Annotated in this window: 15 protein-coding genes; 8 read left to right on the forward strand and 7 right to left on the reverse strand. The window is 60.3% G+C overall.

The genetic code is table 11. The features are described from left to right. Complete coding sequence (locus tag KB890_RS15770) at window positions 1-1,221, forward strand: MFS transporter (protein WP_004173981.1); 1,221 nt, start codon at window positions 1-3, stop codon at window positions 1,219-1,221. Here the strand turns inward: KB890_RS15770 and KB890_RS15775 are convergent, their stop codons facing one another. Both KB890_RS15775 and KB890_RS15780 read right to left on the reverse strand, forming a co-directional pair. Further along, window positions 1,222-1,779, reverse strand: coding sequence for a DcrB family lipoprotein (locus KB890_RS15775; protein WP_002920861.1), 558 nt, complete (start codon window positions 1,777-1,779; stop codon window positions 1,222-1,224). It abuts the gene before it with no gap. Window positions 1,780-1,852: 73 nt separating this feature from the next. Beyond that, the gene (locus KB890_RS15780) at window positions 1,853-2,518 is read right to left on the reverse strand and encodes a 7-cyano-7-deazaguanine/7-aminomethyl-7-deazaguanine transporter (protein WP_002920860.1); all 666 of its coding nucleotides are present in this window, start codon (window positions 2,516-2,518) and stop codon (window positions 1,853-1,855) included. Between the two features lie 206 nt (window positions 2,519-2,724). On the opposite strand from KB890_RS15780, the gene tusA reads away from it, so the two are divergent. Continuing rightward, entirely contained in the window at window positions 2,725-2,970 is a 246-nt protein-coding gene (gene tusA, locus KB890_RS15785; RefSeq protein WP_004181480.1) for a sulfurtransferase TusA, read from the forward strand. Between the two features lie 326 nt (window positions 2,971-3,296). Here tusA and zntA read toward each other — a convergent pair whose 3' ends face one another. Both zntA and KB890_RS15795 read right to left on the reverse strand, forming a co-directional pair. Continuing rightward, window positions 3,297-5,507: a Zn(II)/Cd(II)/Pb(II) translocating P-type ATPase ZntA gene (gene zntA / locus KB890_RS15790; protein WP_004181479.1), complete on the reverse strand. Its 2,211-nt coding sequence runs from the start codon at window positions 5,505-5,507 to the stop codon at window positions 3,297-3,299. A gap of 78 nt (window positions 5,508-5,585) precedes the next feature. Next, the gene (locus KB890_RS15795) at window positions 5,586-6,212 is read right to left on the reverse strand and encodes a lysoplasmalogenase (protein WP_004181478.1); all 627 of its coding nucleotides are present in this window, start codon (window positions 6,210-6,212) and stop codon (window positions 5,586-5,588) included. 150 nt (window positions 6,213-6,362) lie between these two features. On the opposite strand from KB890_RS15795, the gene KB890_RS15800 reads away from it, so the two are divergent. Further along, entirely contained in the window at window positions 6,363-6,713 is a 351-nt protein-coding gene (locus tag KB890_RS15800) for a DUF2500 domain-containing protein (protein WP_004173989.1), read from the forward strand. 13 nt (window positions 6,714-6,726) lie between these two features. Here KB890_RS15800 and KB890_RS15805 read toward each other — a convergent pair whose 3' ends face one another. After that, entirely contained in the window at window positions 6,727-7,002 is a 276-nt protein-coding gene (locus tag KB890_RS15805) for a DUF1145 family protein (RefSeq protein ID WP_002920822.1), read from the reverse strand. Beyond that, window positions 6,992-7,588, reverse strand: coding sequence for a 16S rRNA (guanine(966)-N(2))-methyltransferase (rsmD, locus tag KB890_RS15810; protein WP_002920820.1), 597 nt, complete (start codon window positions 7,586-7,588; stop codon window positions 6,992-6,994). The genes KB890_RS15805 and rsmD overlap by 11 nt, the downstream gene beginning before the upstream one ends. Before the next feature lie 182 nt (window positions 7,589-7,770). Between rsmD and ftsY the strand changes: the two genes are divergently transcribed. From ftsY to rpoH, 4 genes are all read left to right on the forward strand, one after another. After that, complete coding sequence (gene ftsY / locus KB890_RS15815) at window positions 7,771-9,294, forward strand: signal recognition particle-docking protein FtsY (protein WP_004181477.1); 1,524 nt, start codon at window positions 7,771-7,773, stop codon at window positions 9,292-9,294. A 2-nt stretch (window positions 9,295-9,296) separates the two neighbouring features. Beyond that, complete coding sequence (ftsE, locus tag KB890_RS15820) at window positions 9,297-9,965, forward strand: cell division ATP-binding protein FtsE (protein ID WP_002920817.1); 669 nt, start codon at window positions 9,297-9,299, stop codon at window positions 9,963-9,965. Then, window positions 9,958-11,013: a permease-like cell division protein FtsX gene (ftsX, locus tag KB890_RS15825; protein ID WP_004173994.1), complete on the forward strand. Its 1,056-nt coding sequence runs from the start codon at window positions 9,958-9,960 to the stop codon at window positions 11,011-11,013. The genes ftsE and ftsX overlap by 8 nt, the downstream gene beginning before the upstream one ends. A gap of 269 nt (window positions 11,014-11,282) precedes the next feature. After that, window positions 11,283-12,137 carry an RNA polymerase sigma factor RpoH gene (rpoH, locus tag KB890_RS15830; RefSeq protein ID WP_002920815.1) on the forward strand — a complete coding sequence of 285 codons (855 nt, stop codon included), beginning with the start codon at window positions 11,283-11,285 and terminating at the stop codon, window positions 12,135-12,137. Window positions 12,138-12,189: 52 nt separating this feature from the next. Here the strand turns inward: rpoH and KB890_RS15835 are convergent, their stop codons facing one another. Beyond that, window positions 12,190-13,713: a MocR-like pyridoxine biosynthesis transcription factor PdxR gene (locus tag KB890_RS15835; protein ID WP_020324416.1), complete on the reverse strand. Its 1,524-nt coding sequence runs from the start codon at window positions 13,711-13,713 to the stop codon at window positions 12,190-12,192. Between the two features lie 118 nt (window positions 13,714-13,831). Here KB890_RS15835 and KB890_RS15840 point away from each other — a divergent pair, with 118 nt between their 5' ends. Beyond that, window positions 13,832-15,097 (forward strand): 4-aminobutyrate--2-oxoglutarate transaminase, encoded by a 1,266-nt coding sequence (locus KB890_RS15840; RefSeq protein WP_020324414.1) that lies wholly within the window; start codon window positions 13,832-13,834, stop codon window positions 15,095-15,097. Window positions 15,098-15,131 lie beyond the last annotated feature (34 nt).

Raw genomic sequence — 15,131 nt, forward strand, 5'->3', positions numbered from 1 at the left:
ATGCCCGAACCCGTCGCCGAACCGGCGCTTAATGGACTGCGCCTCAATCTGCGGATTGTCTCTGTCGTTATCTTTAACTTTGCCAGCTACCTCACCATCGGCCTGCCGCTGGCGGTGCTGCCCGGCTATGTTCATGATGTCATGGGCTTTAGCGCTTTCTGGGCCGGGCTGGTGATTAGCCTGCAATATTTCGCCACGCTGCTCAGCCGCCCGCATGCCGGGCGCTATGCCGACCTGCTGGGGCCCAAAAAGATTGTCGTCTTCGGCCTCGGTGGCTGCTTTTTGAGCGGTTTAAGCTATCTGCTGGCCGCCTGGGGCAGCGGCTGGCCACTGATTAGCCTGCTGCTGCTATGCCTCGGACGGGTGATCCTTGGTATCGGCCAGAGCTTCGCCGGCACAGGCTCGACGCTGTGGGGCGTCGGCGTGGTCGGTTCGCTGCATATCGGGCGGGTGATCTCGTGGAACGGGATTGTGACCTATGGGGCGATGGCGATGGGCGCGCCGCTCGGCGTGCTGTGCTATTCGCACATTGGCCTCAGCGGTCTGGCCGGGGTCATTATGGCGGTAGCGCTGGTGGCTATCCTCTGCGCGCTGCCCCGCGCGGCGGTGAAGGCTGCCAAAGGCAAAGCGATGTCGTTTCGCGCGGTGCTCGGCCGGGTCTGGCCCTACGGCATGGCGCTGGCGTTGGCCTCCGCCGGCTTTGGGGTGATCGCCACCTTTATCACGCTATTTTATGACGCCAAAGGTTGGGACGGCGCGGCTTTCGCGCTGACATTATTCAGCTGCGCGTTCGTTGGCGCGCGGCTGCTGTTTCCCAACGCCATTAACCGACTCGGCGGGCTGAACGTGGCGATGCTCTGCTTTAGCGTGGAGGCTATCGGCCTGCTGCTGGTCGGCTTTGCCGATACGCCGATGATGGCGAAAATCGGTACTTTCCTTACCGGGGCTGGCTTTTCGCTGGTCTTCCCGGCGCTGGGGGTGGTGGCGGTGAAAGCGGTGCCGCAGCACAATCAGGGGTCGGCGCTGGCGACCTATACCGTGTTTATGGATTTGTCGTTGGGCGTCAGCGGGCCGCTGGCCGGATTGCTGATGGCGTGGACCGGGATCTCGATGATTTATCTCGCCGCGGCGGGGCTGGTGATGGCGGCGCTGCTGTTGGGCTGGCGGCTAAAAAAACGGCCCCCGGTTAGCGAACCGGAGGCCAGCGCACCAGGCCAGTAATTACTGGATGGTGAGGGTGTTGATGATGCTTTCCGCTTCGGTCTGCGCCTGCTGCTGGTTATCCGCCGGCAGGGTGACCTGCAGGGTCAGCAGCTTGTCATCCACTTTGCCGAGGATCACGGAAGACCAGGCGGTCTGCCCCTTGGCGGAGATGATGCTGTCCAGCTGCTGCAGGGTATGGCCTTTAATCTCCAGCGGTTTATTGCTTACCACCTGCAGCTGCGGGTCGCGGCTGCGCTGCTGATCTTCCAGGCGTTTCGCCAGCACCGCCAGATCTTCATTGGTGCTGTCGCCGACGATGACGATGACCGCTTTCTGGCCGGTAGCGTCAGAGTAGACGTGCATATTGTTCGCCTGGGTACCCAGTTTGCCGCTCTGGTCGGCCATGCCCGCAGGCAGGGTGAAGCTCAGCTTGCCATCCAGCAGGCTGATTGCCTGGCCGCTGGCATTGCTCTCCGCTGCTGCGCCAACGGTTGGCGCTTTTGAATCGCTGTTATCGCAGGCGGCAAGCCCCATCACCAGCAGGCCAATACCGACATATTTAACCAAATTGCGCATTGACATCTTCCTTTCGATAAACGGCCACTAATGGCTCATCCGGCTATCTTAACACATCAGCCCGCGAGTACCTTTAACTCGGCTGTAATGCCGACAAATCAGATTTATCCGCCAGTCTTTTCAACAGCATATTTAACAGCACGCCGTACATCGGCAGGAAGAAAATGATGCTGATAAGCACTTTAAAGCTGTAGTCGACGAGGGCGATTTCCCCCCAGTGGGCGGCCATAAACGGGTCCGGGCTGCGCCAGAAAGCGATAAAGAAAAACGCCACGGTATCGCTGATGTTGCCGAACAGCGTCGAGGCGGTAGGGGCCAACCACCAGCGGCGGCTCTGCCGCAGGCGGTTAAAGACGTGAACGTCGAGGATCTGCCCCAGCGCATAGGCCATAAAGCTGGCGACGGCGATGCGCGCGACGAAGAGATTAAAGGTGCCCAGCGCGGCAAAGCCCTGCCATTCGCCCATGTAGAACAGCGCGGAGATGCCGTAAGAGATGGCCAGCGCCGGGACCATCACCGCGAAAATGATGCGTCGCGCCAGCGGGGCGCCAAAAATTCGCACCGTCAGGTCGGTGGCGAGGAAAATAAACGGAAAACTAAACGCGCCCCAGGTGGTATGGAAACCAAAGATGGAGATCGGCAGCTGAACCAGATAGTTGCTGGAGGTGATGACCAGCAAATGAAATAGCGAAAGCCAGACGAGCGCTTTTTTGCGCTGTACGGTAGTAAACGGATTCATATTGTGACCTTTTTATGCCCGTCATGCTTCAGGTGAATGAGCAATCGGCAGCGGAACGTTGGGGTGAGGGAACCCAATTAAAAACGGCTGCATGATACTGCGTTGCCGGCGTAATGCAATGGTTGTTTTTCGCGCAAACGTTAACCTGGCTTGCGTACTGGCGAGCAGGGGGTAAACTAGGGCCGTTTTGTTGACGTGAGACTAAAATGAGCGACCTTTTCTCCACTCCTGACCACACCCTGGATGCCCTGGGACTCCGCTGCCCGGAGCCGGTCATGATGGTGCGTAAAACCGTGCGGACGATGCCGGTGGGCGAGACGCTGCTGATTATTGCTGACGATCCGGCCACCACCCGCGATATCCCGGGATTCTGCCGCTTTATGGAGCATGAGCTGGTGGCCCAGGAAACCGAAGCCCTGCCGTACCGCTACCTGATCCGCAAAAGCCACTGAGCCTCTCCCGGATGGCGGCGCGTAGCGCCTTATCCGGGCTACCCCTTTATGCCGTTATGTTGTCTTTTGCCGGGTGGCGGCTACGCCTGACCCGGCTTACAGCAGCAACAAACCGCTCCACCCGTAGGCCCGCGCAAGCGCAGCGCCGCCGGGCGCTATTTCAGGCACCGTGTCCGATATTTTCCCCGGTGGCGGCTGCGCCTGACCTGGCCTACGTCCCTGAGCCTCTCCCGGATGGCGGCGCGTAGCGCCTTATCCGGGCTACCCGACGGTCTGGAACCGTAGCCCTGCTAAGCGTAGCGCGAGCAGGGAAGCCGGTATCGATGCTACAACTTCTTACGCAATAACCGCAGCGCGTTAGCCGTTACCAGCACGGTGGCGCCGGTATCCGCCAGCACCGCCAGCCACAGACCGGTCAGGCCGAGCAGGGTGGTGACGAGGAAAATCCCCTTCAGCCCTAAGGCAATCGCGATGTTCTGGCGGATATTGGCGTGGGTGGCGCGCGCCAGGGAAATCATCTGCGCCAGGCCGGTCAGACGGTTATGGGTCAGCGCGGCGTCGGCCGTCTCCAGCGCCACGTCGGTTCCGCTGCCCATGGCGATGCCGATGGTGGCCGCTTTCATCGCCGGCGCGTCGTTGATACCGTCCCCGACCATCGCCAGCGGCGCGTCGGCATTCAGCGCTATCACCGCGTTGACCTTGTCCGCCGGTAGCAGACCGGCGCGGAATTCCAGCCCCAGTTCGCTGGCGATGGCCGCCGCGGCGCGCGGGTTATCCCCGGTAAGGATCACCCCCTGAACGCCCAACTGATGCAAAGCATCCACCGCCTGACGCGCGTCGTCGCGCAGGGTGTCGCGCAGCGCCAGAATGCCGAGCAGTATCTCGCCGCGCATCACCAGCACTACCGTTTGCCCGGCGCTTTCCAGCTGCTGGATCTGCGCCTCATGCTCTGCCGGGGCGGCTTTGCTGGCGGCGCAGATCAGGATGCGGCTGCCGTTGACTTCGGCTTCGATACCAGAGCCCGCCAGCGCCCGCTGGCCGCTGGCAAGCGGAATGCTCAGCTGACGCCGCTGCGCTTCACGGACGATAGCCTGCGCCAGCGGGTGGCTGGAGCCTTGCTCCACCGCCGCCGCCAGCGCCAGCAGCGCGTTGTCGTCAACTTCGGCCGTGGCAATAACCGAAGTCACCTGCGGCTGGCCGACGGTCAGGGTGCCGGTTTTATCGAACGCCACCTGGCGCACCTGGCCCAGCTGCTCCAGCGCCGCGCCGCCTTTGATTAGCGCCCCGCGGCGAGCGGCGACCGCCAGGCCGGAGGTGATGGCCGCCGGCGTGGAGATGACCAGCGCGCACGGACAGCCGATCAGCAGCAGCGTCAGCCCTTTATAAATCCACGGCAGCCAGGCGCTGGCGAAGAACAGCGGCGGGACAATAGCGACCAACAAGGCCACCACCATAATGGCCGGGGTGTAGATCCGGCTGAAGCGGTCGATGAAGCGCTCGATCGGCGCCCGACGCTCCTCAGCCTCTTCAATCAGCTTCAGGATGCGGTCGATGGCGCTGTCGCCCGGTTCGGATATCACGGTAAGCTGCACCAGGCGATCGACGCTGGTGGCGCCCGCCGCTACCCGTTCCCCGGCCTGACGCTCCACCGGCACCGACTCGCCGGTCAGGGCGCTTTCATCAAAGCTGGCAAACGGCGACAGCAGCTGGCCATCCGCCGGCAGACGCCCGCCGGCAGCCACTTCAATCACATCTCCGGGACGCAGGTCGCGCTGGGCGACGGTTTCCCGCACGCCGTTGCGCAGACGGATGGCGGTGTCGGGCTTCAGCGCCATCAGCGCGCTCACCCCCTGCCGTGCGCGGCTGGCGGCCCAGCCTTCGAGACGCTCGCCGATCAGGAACAGCAGCAGGACCATCGCCGCCTCCGCGGTGGCGCCGATAAACAGCGCCCCGATGGCGGCGACGCTCATCAGCGTTTCAATGGCGAACCAGCTCCCGCTCTTGATCAGGCGCAGCGCCTGGCGGGCAACCGGCCACAGGCCAACCAGGGTGGTGGCAATAAAGGCCAACTGACCGGCAGGGTGGTTGGCCTGCTCCAGCCCCCAGCTCAAGGCCATCATGATAACCAGCGTCAGTAACGGCAGATTGTCGCGCAGCAGCGACCCTCGGGTTTGCTCTGCTGCGGGAGCATCGGCATCGCGCAGCGTATACCCCGCCTGGCGGACCGCGTTCTCAACCTGAGCGCGGACATCGCCCTCGGCGTTAACCAGCAGCTTTTCTGTGGCGAACAGCACCTGGACCTGACTGACCCCGGGCACCTGACGGACCGCGGTTTCCACCTTGCGGGCGCAGGCGGCGCAGTCCATGCCATCAACTTGCCAGCTATAGCGGGCGCCGCTAAGCGCTTCGGCGGCAGGGGCGGACTCTGTGGCGCAGGCGTGATCTGTACAGCAGCTCTCCGCCGGGGCGGTTGCTGGCCGCATGGTGAAAGACGAGAATTGTGGAACTTTTTTATCCTGCGCGTCTGGAGTCGACATGGCACCCTCCGGGAAATGATAATTTTCTCATTAGCCGTAGGATACACTCTGGAGTCGACTCCAGAGTCAAGAACTAAATTACAGGTACAGCGCGCGCACGATCAGGAAGTGGCCGGCAAAGTAGAACGCGGCGGCGATGGCGTTATCGGCGCGGAAGCGGCGACGATAGTGGCTCACCAGCCACACGGCATTGCTCAGCAGCAGCAGGGCTGCGCCGGCGAAACCGGACAGCGCGGTGTTGGTGGGGCGGGCAAACCACAGCTCGCCGGCCAGCCAGACCATTACCAGCGTCATTCCGATAAAGGTCAGCACCGGCATTTTCATCTCTTCCAGCCGACTCCAGATCACCGTCATTAGCAGGGCGCCGAATACCAGCAGCACCAGCGGCAGCGGCCAGAAGAACGACAGCGTCAGCTGGCTGGCGAACCAGATGGTATACAGCAGATGTGACAGGAAGAAAGCGCCCACCGCGTACATCACCCGCTGGCGCGGCAGCAGGGTCAGGGCGTCGCCGAGCAGCGAGGCGCACAGGCCAGCCAGCACCAGATAGCTGATGGCATTGAACATCGGCGCCTGCCAGGCCAGTAACAGCAACAGAATCAGGGTGACAGGTTTAAAAACCCAGCGTCGCCATGCCGGCCCACGATAGGATGCATCGACATAAAGCCATGCGGAGAAACAGACAGCAATAAATGACCAAAGCATAGTAAGTCCCTGTATCTGTTATCATAAAGAAAGTTACGGATGCGTGATGCTACTACTCAGTGTAGTGGTTTGGCGTAGCAGATGACAATGTTATTCCCGACGCAGTATGCTGATTCCTGATATTTTTTATGGGTAACCCTAATGAGTAAAATGCCCCTCTTTTTTGTTCTGGTCGTCGCGGTGATTGTGGTGGCGGCTTCGTTTCGCTATGTCCAGCAGCGCCGTGAGAAACAGGCGAATGACGCCGCGCCGTTGCTACAAAAGCGGGTTATCGTCAGCAATAAACGGGAAAAAGTGATTAACGATCGGCGCTCGCGGCAGCAGACGGTGACGCCTGCAGGCAGTGAGATGCGCTATGAAGCGAGCTTTCGCCCCGAAAACGGTGGTCTGGAGGTGGTGTTTCGCCTTGACGCGCCGCAATATCACGCGCTGAGCGTCGGCGATCGTGGGATGTTGAGTTATAAGGGCACAGCGTTCGTGGCGTTTACGCCCGATCCCTGAGCCCTTTTCAGGACTATTTTTTCAGCGTCGCCTTCAGTTTTTTCTGCCAGGCCACGAGCTCAAACACGCCGAAAATAAAAATGCGGATTTGCTCAAAGCGGCTCAGCGGCGGCGCCTCTTTCGGCTGCGTCGCCTTGAGCAGCGTCAGCTGCAGACCGTGCATCAGGATCATGAAAATCAGCGCGACGTTGACAAAGATATTCAGCGGCTTCGGGAAGGGCTGAAACAGATTCAATAACAGAAAGGCCCAGACGCACAGCATCAGCAGGCGGCCTAAATTAATCAGCATGGTGCTCTCCTTGGGCCTCACGTTGGTAAAGACGGTAGGCGACCTGTCCGGCCACTTTTTCACGATACAATTGCCAGTTAGCCGGCACCGGCGGTAAGCCGTTTTCGACTTCGCTTTCGACGTACACCAGGGCCTCATCGGCCAGCCAGCCTTGTGTCTCCAGCAGACGTAGCGTCTCCTCCAGCAGCCCCTGACGGAACGGCGGGTCGACGAACACGATCTGGTGCGGGGTCCCCGGCTGGCTCAGGAAGCTGAGGGTGTTGGTGGTGATCACCTTGCCGCGATCCGCTTTCAGGGTGGCGAGATTTTTTTGCAGCTGCTGGGCTACGCCGCGCTCCATCTCCAGCAGCGTGGTGCTGGCCGCATAGCGGGACAGCGCTTCCAGCCCCAGCGCGCCGCTGCCGGCAAAGCAATCGAGGCAGTGCGCGTCAACAATGGACGGCGCCAGCCAGTTAAAAAGGGTTTCGCGAACCCGGTCGGTGGTCGGCCGCAGGCCCGGGCTCTCCGGCACCGGTAATTTACGGCCGCGCCATTGCCCGCCGATGATGCGGATCTGGCCGCTGCCCGCGTGGTTTGGTTTTTTCATCTCTCTGCTCAAGTCTCAACTTCCAGCCTGCTATTCTAGCGATCGACGGCGGTTGACGAAACCTTAATCCGGGGGCGGTGCTGCGAGTTAAGTTAAGTGATAGACTATCCAACTAATTTCATCATTTTTTCAGCTTCTGATGAAGCTGCGCCATGAATAAACAGCGAGGAGTGTGGTCGCAAATGGCAAAAGAGAAAAAACGTGGCTTCTTTTCCTGGCTGGGCTTTGGACAGAAAGAACAGGCACAGGAAACCGAGACTGAGCAAAAAGTAGAAGAACAGCAAGCGGTTGCCGAAGAGATACCGGCGGTTGAAACCCCTGCTGAGCCGAGCGCGCCGAAAGCAGACCCGGCGGCGTTTGCCGAAGACGTCGTCGAAGTGACCGAGACGGTGGTCGAAAGCGAAAAAGCGCACCTCGCGGAGCCTGCCAGCGCGCAGGAAGAAGAGTGGGTGGAAACGCCTGCTCTGACCGAAGAAACGCCTGTTGTTGAACCGGAGCCCGCGGTCAGCGAACCGCCTGAACAGCCTGCGGTGGTTGAGCCGCTGGCGGAAGAGGTTATCGCCGAACCGGTGGTGGCGGAAGCCGTAGCAGAGCAGCCTGTGGAAGGCATCGTTGTCCAGCCGCAGGAGACAGAAGTGCCCGAAGAGGACGCGCCGTTAAGCGATGAAGAGCTGGAAGCGCAGGCGCTGGCGGCCGAAGCGGCAGAAGAGGCGGCGGTAGTGGTGCCGGCGCCCGAGGACGAGGCGCCGCTTGAAGCGCTGGCTCAGGAGCAGGAAAAACCGACAAAAGAAGGTTTCTTCGCCCGCCTCAAACGTAGCCTGCTGAAAACGAAGCAAAATCTCGGTTCCGGATTTATCAGCCTGTTCCGCGGTAAGAAGATCGACGATGATCTGTTTGAAGAGCTGGAAGAACAGCTGCTGATCGCCGACGTCGGGGTGGAAACCACCCGCAAGATCATTACCAACCTGACGGAAGGCGCCAGCCGTAAGCAGCTGCGCGATGCGGAAGCGCTGTACGGCCTGCTGAAAGAAGAGATGGGCGAGATTCTCGCCAAAGTAGACGAGCCGCTGAACGTTGAAGGCAAAACGCCATTTGTTATTCTGATGGTCGGCGTGAACGGGGTGGGGAAAACCACTACCATCGGCAAGCTGGCGCGTCAGTTTGAACAGCAGGGTAAGTCGGTGATGCTGGCGGCGGGGGATACCTTCCGTGCGGCGGCGGTGGAACAGCTGCAGGTCTGGGGCCAGCGTAATAATATCCCGGTGATCGCCCAGCACACCGGCGCCGACTCCGCCTCGGTGATTTTCGACGCCATTCAGGCGGCGAAGGCGCGCCATGTTGACGTACTGATTGCCGATACCGCCGGGCGTTTGCAAAATAAATCGCACCTGATGGAAGAGCTGAAGAAGATTGTCCGGGTAATGAAAAAGCTGGACGTCGACGCGCCGCACGAGGTGATGTTAACCATTGACGCCAGCACCGGGCAGAATGCTGTTAGCCAGGCCAAACTGTTCCATGAGGCGGTAGGTTTGACCGGGATCACCCTGACCAAGCTGGACGGCACCGCCAAAGGCGGCGTGATCTTCTCGGTGGCCGATCAGTTCGGCATTCCGATTCGCTATATTGGCGTCGGCGAGCGTATTGAGGATCTGCGTCCGTTTAATGCGGGCGACTTTATTGAGGCACTTTTTGCCCGAGAGGATTAAGAATGATTCGCTTTGAACAAGTCAGCAAAGCCTATCTCGGTGGGAGACAAGCGCTGCAGGGGGTGACCTTCCACCTGCAGCCGGGCGAGATGGCGTTTCTGACCGGCCATTCCGGCGCAGGGAAGAGTACCCTGCTGAAGCTTATCTGTGGTATCGAACGGCCCAGCGCCGGGAAAATCTTCTTCAGCGGTCATGAAATCAGCCGTCTGAAGAGCCGTGAGGTGCCGTTCCTGCGCCGCCAGATCGGTATGATTTTCCAGGACCACCATTTGCTGATGGATCGTACCGTGTATGACAACGTGGCGATCCCGCTGATTATCGCCGGCGCCAGCGGCGATGATATTCGTCGTCGCGTCTCGGCGGCGCTGGACAAGGTTGGCCTGCTGGACAAAGCGAAGAATTTTCCCATTCAGCTCTCCGGCGGTGAGCAGCAGCGCGTGGGAATCGCTCGCGCGGTGGTCAACAAGCCGGCGGTGCTGCTGGCGGATGAACCGACCGGCAACCTCGACGAGGCGCTCTCGGAGGGGATTTTACGTCTGTTTGAAGAGTTTAACCGCGTCGGGGTGACGGTACTGATGGCCACGCACGATCTGGGGCTTATCTCCAGTCGTCCGTACCGCGTGCTGACGCTTAGCGACGGCCATCTGCATGGAGGCATTCGGGGTGAATAAGCGCGACGCAATGAACCAGATTCGCCAGTTCGGCAGCAAGTTCGATCGCCTGCGCAACGCCGCGGGCGGCGGCGGTGGCGGGCGCAATGCGCCAAAACGGCCGAAAGCGGCGCCTAACCCGGCCTCGCGTAAGAGCAACGTATTCAACGAGCAGGTGCGCTATGCCTGGCACGGCGCGCTGCAGGATCTAAAAAGCACGCCGCTGGCGACCTTCCTGACGGTAATGGTCATCGCCATTTCGTTGACCCTGCCAAGCGTCTGCTACATGGTCTACAAAAACGTCAGCAGCGCGGCGTCCCAGTATTATCCCTCGCCGCAGATCACCGTTTATCTGGAAAAAACGCTGGATGACGATGCCGCGGCGCGGGTGGTGGGCCAGCTGCAGGCGGAGCAGGGCGTCGACAAGGTGAATTATTTATCCCGCGATGAGGCGCTGGGGGAATTCCGTAACTGGTCTGGCTTTGGCGGCGCCCTGGATATGCTGGAGGAGAACCCGCTGCCGGCGGTCGCCATCGTGGTGCCGAAGCTGGATTTCCAGAGCACCGAGGCGCTGAATACCCTGCGCGATCGGGTAACGCGGATCCAGGGCGTCGATGAAGTGCGGATGGACGACAGCTGGTTTGCCCGTCTCTCCTCGCTCACCGGGCTGGTAGGACGCGTGTCGGCGATGATCGGCGTGCTGATGGTGGCGGCGGTGTTCCTGGTGATCGGCAACAGCGTGCGCCTGAGCATCTTCGCCCGCCGCGATACCATTAACGTTCAGAAGCTTATCGGCGCCACCGACGGCTTTATCCTGCGTCCGTTCCTCTACGGCGGAGCGATGCTGGGCTTTTCCGGCGCGTTTTTATCGCTGATCCTGTCGGAGATTCTGGTAATGCGCCTCTCGTCGGCGGTGACCGAAGTGGCGAAAGTCTTCGGCACCCAGTTTGAGCTGAGCGGCTTAGGCTTCGACGAGTGTCTGTTGATGTTGATCGTCTGCTCGATGATCGGGTGGGTAGCCGCCTGGCTGGCGACAGTGCAACATTTACGTCACTTTACTCCCGATTAATAAAAGCGTGATATAATCTTTCCCTGCTGCAATGAGTTCCTGTTCGCAGGGAAAGATACCGCAAGCTTGTTCCCCTTTTCCTGCCCTCACTTTTTCATCGTGGTGTCACATTTTGTGCGTAATTTATTCACACCGTTGCATGGAACTTGTGGATAAAATCACTGTCTGATACTAATGTGAGTGATATTCTCGTTGCTCATGAATGCTGGCATGCTTGTTGCCTGATGGGGACAAGAACGCGTCAGAAGATATCAATTGAGAGGATTTGAATGACCAAAGAAATGCAAACTTTAGCTTTAGCCCCCGTTGGTAACCTGGAATCGTACATCCGGGCCGCTAACACTTGGCCGATGCTGTCGGCTGATGAAGAGCGGGAGCTTGCTGAAAAGCTGCATTACCAGGGCGATCTGGAAGCAGCGAAAAAGCTGATTCTGTCTCACCTGCGCTTTGTTGTTCACATTGCTCGTAACTACTCGGGCTATGGCCTGCCGCAGGCGGATCTGATCCAGGAAGGCAATATCGGCCTGATGAAAGCCGTGCGTCGCTTCAACCCGGAAGTGGGTGTGCGCCTGGTCTCCTTCGCCGTGCACTGGATTAAAGCCGAAATTCACGAATACGTGCTGCGCAACTGGCGTATTGTGAAGGTCGCTACCACCAAAGCACAGCGTAAGCTGTTCTTTAACCTGCGTAAAACCAAACAGCGTTTGGGTTGGTTCAACCAGGATGAAGTGGAAATGGTGGCCCGTGAGCTGGGCGTGTCGAGCAAAGACGTCCGCGAGATGGAATCCCGTATGGCGGCCCAGGACATGACCTTCGACATGTCGTCCGACGATGAGTCCGACAGCCAGCCGATGGCGCCGGTCCTGTATCTGCAGGACAAAACGTCTAACTTTGCCGACGGCATCGAAGACGATAACTGGGAAGAGCAGGCGGCGAATAAGCTGACTGACGCGATGCAGGGCCTGGACGAGCGTAGCCAGGACATCATCCGCGCCCGCTGGCTGGACGAAGATAACAAGTCCACGCTGCAGGAACTGGCCGACCGCTACGGCGTATCCGCAGAGCGCGTGCGTCAGCTGGAAAAGAACGCCATGAAAAAACTGCGTGCCGCTATCGAAGCCTGATACGCCACGCCTGCCTGATACCTGATATCAGGCTCCCCGATAACGCCCCGCCTCAGGTTGGGGCGTTTTGTTTTTCTGCGTCCTCCCGGAGCAGGAGCATCTGCGGGCAGTGCGTCTGCAGGCAGCCGAGTAAGACGCTGAACGCCGACGCCATCTGCTCTTCGGGCTGGCTGGCGAATCCCATCAGTAATCCTTTCTTGCGCGCCGCCGTCAGGTAGTAGCGCGACAGCGGCCGCACCAGAATGTGCCGCGCATTGGCCTCTCTGGCGATCGCCACATCGTCAGCCTCTGCGGGCAAATTGAGGATCAAATGCAGCCCGGCATTATCGCTGAAGTCAGACAGGGCGTACGGCATACAGTGCCGCTGGATAAGCTCAGTTAAAAAGGCGCGGCGACGGCTGTATAGCAGCCGCATACGGCGGATATGGGCCGAATAGTGGCCGGCGGTAATAAACTCCGCCAGCGCCATCTGGATCAGCGAATGGCCGCCGCGGTAAAGCTCAGCATGGGCGTGCTTCAGGTCGCTGACCAGCGGCCGCGGGATCACCACGTAGCCCAGGCGCAGGCCGGGATAGAGCGTCTTGCTGAAGGTGCCGATATAGACCACCGGGGCGTCGGCGACCAGACCCTGCAGGGCGGGGATCGGCTGACCGGAAAAGCGAAACTCGCTGTCATAATCATCTTCGACGATCCAGCTCCCCTGCTGACGGGCGAGCGCCAGCAGCCGCTGGCGGCGCTCAAGGCTCATCACCGCGCCCAGCGGATACTGGTGGGAAGGCGTAACGAAGATCAGCCTCGGCGCATCGTCAACCGTCTCCGGCGGGCACAGGCCGTTGGCATCGACGGTCAGGGGCTCTGCCCGAACGTCGTTCATCGCCAGCACGTGGCGGATCCCCCAGTAGGAAGGCTCCTCCACCCACGCCAGATCGCCGTTATCACACAGCATGCGGGTGACCAGATCGATCGCCTGGTGGATCCCCTCGGTGATAAGAATTTGATCTGACTGACAGTGGACGCCGCGCGACACGCGCAGATAATCCACCAGCGCCTGCTGCAGTTCCGGGGAGCCGCCGTTGCAGCTATAGCTGAGCCGCTCCGGTTTGGGCCGACGGCTGATGCGGGCCTGGATCTTACTGAACAGCGGGTGGGGAAAGGCGTTAACGTCCGGCACGCCGGGTATAAACGCTCCCCACTGGCGCGGGCTGGCGCTGACCTGGCCGAGCAGATGCTGGCCTCGGCGTGAAAGATGCGCCGTCGGTGCCGCAAGACTGTTGTTTTCCCGCTCTTCTTTAGCCGTCAATGAGCTCTCAGGGGCGGTTTGGGCAACGAATGTTCCGCTTCCCCGACGGGAAACCACATATCCTTCCGCCAGCAATTGTTCATAAGTTGTTAATATGGTGTTTCTTGATACGCCGAGCTCGCCCGCCAGGTCCCGCGACGGCGGCAGACGGCTTTGCGGCGCCAGCGAACCGTCGAGGATCGCGCGGCGCAGCGCGTTATATAAGCGTTTGTGCAGAAGAGGATCCCGCTCTTCCTGCAGACGGACCAGCACCAGGTCACCCACCAGCGAACGCAATTGGATCCCTCAGATATTCAAAATTGGTACTCGATTATAGGGCCAACTCCTGTGTAAATAAACGACATCGTTTCTAATTTGTTGCGATAACGTGACATACACGACAGGAGATTCGCAGGTGAAAAGCTCAGAACTGAATCAACGTCGCCAGCAGGCGACGCCGCGCGGCGTAGGCGTAATGTGTAACTACTTTGTCGAGAAGGCGGAAAACGCCACGCTGTGGGATATCGAAGGCAATGAGGTGATCGATTTCGCCGCCGGGATCGCCGTGTTAAATACCGGTCACCGCCATCCGAAAGTGGTCGCCGCGGTTGCCGACCAGCTGCAGGCGTTCACCCACACCGCCTATCAGATTGTGCCGTACGAAAGCTATGTTTCGCTGGCGGAGCGTATCAACGATCTGGCGCCAATTGACGGGCCGGCAAAAACGGCTTTCTTCACCACCGGCGCGGAAGCGGTCGAGAACGCGGTGAAAATCGCCCGCGCTTACACCGGTCGTCCGGGGCTGATTACCTTCGGCGGCGGCTTCCACGGCCGTACCTTTATGACCATGGCCCTCACCGGTAAGGTCGCGCCCTACAAAATCGGCTTCGGGCCGTTCCCGGGCTCGGTGTATCACGGCGTTTACCCCAATGCGGCGAATGGTGTGACCACCGCGGATGCGCTGAAAAGCCTGGAGCGCATTTTCAAAGCGGATATTGCGCCGGACCAGGTAGCGGCCATCATTCTCGAGCCGATCCAGGGGGAAGGCGGCTTTAACGTCGCGCCGGCCGATTTCATGCAGGCGCTGCGCGACCTGTGCGATACCCACGGCATTCTGCTGATCGCCGATGAAGTGCAGACCGGTTTCGCCCGTACCGGCAAGCTGTTCGCCATGCAGCACTATGAGGTGAAACCGGATCTGATGACGATGGCGAAAAGCCTCGCCGGCGGTTTCCCGCTGTCGGGCGTCGTTGGTCGCGCCGAAGTGATGGATGCGCCAGCGCCTGGCGGGCTGGGCGGAACCTATGCCGGTAACCCGCTGGCGGTGGCCGCGGCGCACGCGGTGCTGGATGTGATTGCCGAAGAGCAGCTGTGTCAGCGCGCTGAGCAGCTGGGTAGCCATCTGCAGGAAGTGCTCAACCAGGCGCGCGCCACCTGTCCGGCGATCGTTGATGTCCGCGGCCGGGGGTCGATGGTGGCGGTGGAGTTTAACGATCCGCAAACAGGCGAACCGTCGCCGGAATTCACCCGCCAGGTGCAACAGAAAGCGCAGGAGAACGGCCTGCTGCTGCTGAGCTGTGGCGTCTACGGCAACGTGATCCGCTTCCTGTATCCGTTGACTATCCCGGATGCCCAGTTCTCGAAAGCGCTGGATATTCTGGCGCGCGTACTGAAGAGCTAACGTCTCCCCGGCGGGCTGCGGCGGCAGGGAAGCC

Origin of the sequence: Klebsiella sp. P1954 (genome assembly GCF_018199955.1) — a bacterium.
In the GTDB taxonomy this organism is placed as follows: domain Bacteria; phylum Pseudomonadota; class Gammaproteobacteria; order Enterobacterales; family Enterobacteriaceae; genus Klebsiella; species Klebsiella pneumoniae.